This is a genomic window from Salinivibrio sp. PR919 (genome assembly GCF_001995355.1).
Taxonomy (GTDB): Bacteria; Pseudomonadota; Gammaproteobacteria; order Enterobacterales; family Vibrionaceae; genus Salinivibrio; species Salinivibrio proteolyticus.
On the sequence record NZ_MUFL01000149.1, the window covers coordinates 1 to 3,204 of the forward strand.

Consider the following 3,204-nt stretch of genomic DNA (forward strand, 5'->3'; position numbering starts at 1 on the left):
ACCCTATACGGCATTTATCAAAAAACCCCGGAAAAGCTCCCACACCGCGTGAAGGTGATCACTTCTCAAGCAGGGGAGGAGCGACTCATTAAGAACTTACTCGGCGATGATAGCCCGCTGAAGCAGCTGATCGCCGATTATAACCTGCCGGAGATTGCGTTTTCCAAGAAAGACATTTTGGTTCCAAAGGATCGAAACGGACAGCCGCTGAATGACGTGCAAAGTGAAGAGGATCAAGCGATCATCACAGACTTTATTACCGRGCAAGTGCGGCAACTTAGCCAGCAACCGGATATTGCCATTCATGCCTCATTGGCCGGCGGACGTAAAACCATGGGCTTTGCCTTGGGATATGCCATGAGCTTATTTGGGCGCCCATGTGACTGCCTCAGTCATGTACTCGTCAATGAACCGTACGAAACGATTCCCGACTTTTATTACCCGACCCCTTACACCGTGATGCGCGCGGATCGAAGCAAATCGACCCGTTATGATTTGAGCCAAGCCAAAGTGATGCTCGCCAATATTCCCCTAGTCATGATGCGCGAAGAAATGCCGCAAGATTTAATTAAGCGCGATGATCTCAGTTACACCGAAACGGTCAACCGAATCAACCAAGCCAATGCCATCACCCAAGAACAAGCCAGCGTGGTGCTGGACTATTCAACCATGACTATTTTTTGTGATGGTCTCCCTATTCCCCTGCAACCGATCAACTTTGCCTTTTATAGCTGGATGGCGAGAGAAAGCCGCGAATTTCCTGGCGAAGGGATCGAGCCGGCCTCTGACGACATGTCCGCCCGCGAGCTTGATATGCGCTTAGCGCAACTTATCCATGCGGCCACGTCCTTTGATAGTGCCGCATTGCCAAGCGAGCGCGACGATTGGGATCTAGTGAGGTGGGTAGAGCTCGCCGAAGAAACCGCGGAGGAAATCGTAAAATATGACACGGATTCGGGCGTAGCCCGCAAGCGTTGGTTGTTCCAAGGCGATAGAAAAGATACAGACATTCTGTTCAACAGCGACTTAGAGCGACCGCTTGATGAGCTGAGAAAACGGCACAAAAATTTATGGAATCGCTTGTTAAAAGAGACCAACAAGCAAATCACCGACAAGCTGGGTAAGAAATTAGGCCAGTACTACACGATTAATAACGTGCATAAGCGGAAAGTCAACAGAGCGGGTTATGTGTATAAAGGCCTAACGATTGCGCCTGACAATATTCAATACAAAAACGCCACCAGTTAGGCAACTTAGACGATGCGCACACGCAAAAGACCACAGGGTTAACCCTGTGGYCTTTTTTTATCGCTCACGATCTTGGTGCCCGGGGGGCTAGGCACGACAGATAAAACCCTTTAGTCAGGGCGTGGTCCGTGAGGACATCAAGCTAATGAAGTCATGCTACAGCAACAACTGTCTTAATCCCTTTAGTCAGGGCGTGGTCCGTGAGGACACGGAAAGGGAATATACCCTAGACGATGAACTTTGGTCTTAATCCCTTTAGTCAGGGCGTGGTCCGTGAGGACACGATGTGGAAGTTCTAAGCCCATTGACCGTTAGCGTCTTAATCCCTTTAGTCAGGGCGTGGTCCGTGAGGACGATAGACAATTGCAAAACAGCCAAGCAAATGCAGGTCTTAATCCCTTTAGTCAGGGCGTGGTCCGTGMGGACTTTGAGCACATCTTCTATTTTATCATCCACAATAGGTCTTAATCCCTTTAGTCAGGGCGTGGTCCGTGAGGACTAAAAATTCATTAATTGATACCCAAACGCCCATTAAGTCTTAATCCCTTTAGTCAGGGCGTGGTCCGTGMGGACTCGACCTGCCTGTATACGACGCTATGGCCTTCGTGGTCTTAATCCCTTTAGTCAGGGCGTGGTCCGTGAGGACCATGGGTGTTGAAAAGGAAAACACACATCGTTACAGTCTTAATCCCTTTAGTCAGGGCGTGGTCCGTGAGGACATAAGCAACAACGTGGAGGGGTTATCCCCTCCACGTCTTAATCCCTTTAGTCAGGGCGTGGTCCGTGAGGACAGTTTCTACTTATAACTGATWGTTTTTATCTTTGCAAGCTGCAAAATAAACAGTCGTTTTAAACAGTGGATAACTTTTAAAATCAAGCAATTTTCATACCGTATTATTGAACAAACCGCGCTAAGCGAGGATCATCATGGGCGATCACCAGGTCACTGGACGGCATAAGATGAAAGCTGCCCGCGGTGGGATTAAAAGGAATACACAATAGCTTATCTTCATTATCATCAATTATGCCAATAAGATGCTGACACGCTTTTTCTTTTTCTGCTTTATTAAGCGCAAACACGAACACCGACTTTTGTAACGGCCAACCATACTGACTGCAATATTGATAAATACGCCGTAACCGCTTAGGGTGGCTCACATCGTAGCTGATTAGCCATAGGGGTTTATCCATGGATTATGCCCTCTCGATATAATGGCGACAAAGACGCGCTAACCGACGCAATCTCTGACGCCGCTTTTTCTGCCATGCAAACCATTTTGGATAAAATTGTTGCTGCCCTTCTCGGGTTAATCGGCACCCCGCCGATGTTGAGGAAAAATGCGCAGGTGTGAATGTGCCAGCCTGCCACTGAGCAATCACCCATAACTCCAATTCCGCCCGCGTGAGCTCTTTAATATCCAATATCAGGCTTGCACGACGGTAACCCGTTGCATGATGAACGCCGATGGTTAAGTCAAACCCCTCGGCCAGTAACGCCGGCGCTAATGCCTGATCTTCGAGGGTGGACGTCAGTGACAATAGCGCGTTAATGGGATCATGCRGCGGCTGTCGCTCGCGACCTTTAAAGCCGTCATGATAAAACGCCACCGCCCATTGGCGCCAATATTGATGGCTCATCTGTGCCTCTTGCAACATGGGGTGGGCGTGGGTGTGGTCGATGGCGGGCAGTTGAGCGCAGTCTAGCTTGGCTAACACACGATTTTGCCCTTCTCGGCGCGCATCGAGCAGGGCGCGGATCAGCGCTGCTCGCTTGGCTGGCACACAGACGGCTTGATATTGGCGGATCCGCACATTATTGGGCGCAGCGTGTGGGTTAAACAGGCTTACACAGTGTTTGCGGCCGATCACTATTAGATCTTTGCCTGCCGCGGCTAACGCCAGCTGTAAGTCAGTACTTAGCGTGATCCCTTTACCTAACACCACCCTGTCTATCGC

At 49.7% G+C, this 3,204-nt stretch carries 3 protein-coding genes and 1 CRISPR repeat array; of the genes, 1 reads left to right on the forward strand and 2 read right to left on the reverse strand.

The features are described from left to right. On the forward strand, positions 1-1,248 hold a 1,248-nt coding region (gene csm6 / locus BZG83_RS16130), incomplete at its 5' end, for a CRISPR-associated ring nuclease Csm6 (RefSeq protein ID WP_077482077.1). Positions 1,249-1,346: 98 nt separating this feature from the next. Next, a CRISPR array of direct repeats spans positions 1,347-2,034; the repeat unit is 33 nt; unit sequence GTCTTAATCCCTTTAGTCAGGGCGTGGTCCGTG. Between the two features lie 108 nt (positions 2,035-2,142). On the opposite strand, the gene cas2 is transcribed toward csm6, so the two are convergent. Continuing rightward, positions 2,143-2,439: a CRISPR-associated endonuclease Cas2 gene (cas2, locus tag BZG83_RS16135; RefSeq protein ID WP_077482079.1), complete on the reverse strand. Its 297-nt coding sequence runs from the start codon at positions 2,437-2,439 to the stop codon at positions 2,143-2,145. Between the two features lie 3 nt (positions 2,440-2,442). Further along, positions 2,443-3,204 (reverse strand): CRISPR-associated endonuclease Cas1 (gene cas1 / locus BZG83_RS16140; RefSeq protein ID WP_131825113.1); only part of this gene is annotated, 762 nt, incomplete at its 5' end.

Bases quoted from the DNA above. Each gene is read 5' to 3' on its own strand.
- cas2 (WP_077482079.1), bottom strand. From the start codon at position 2,439: ATGGATAAACCCCTATGGCTAATCAGCTACGATGTGAGCCACCCTAAG.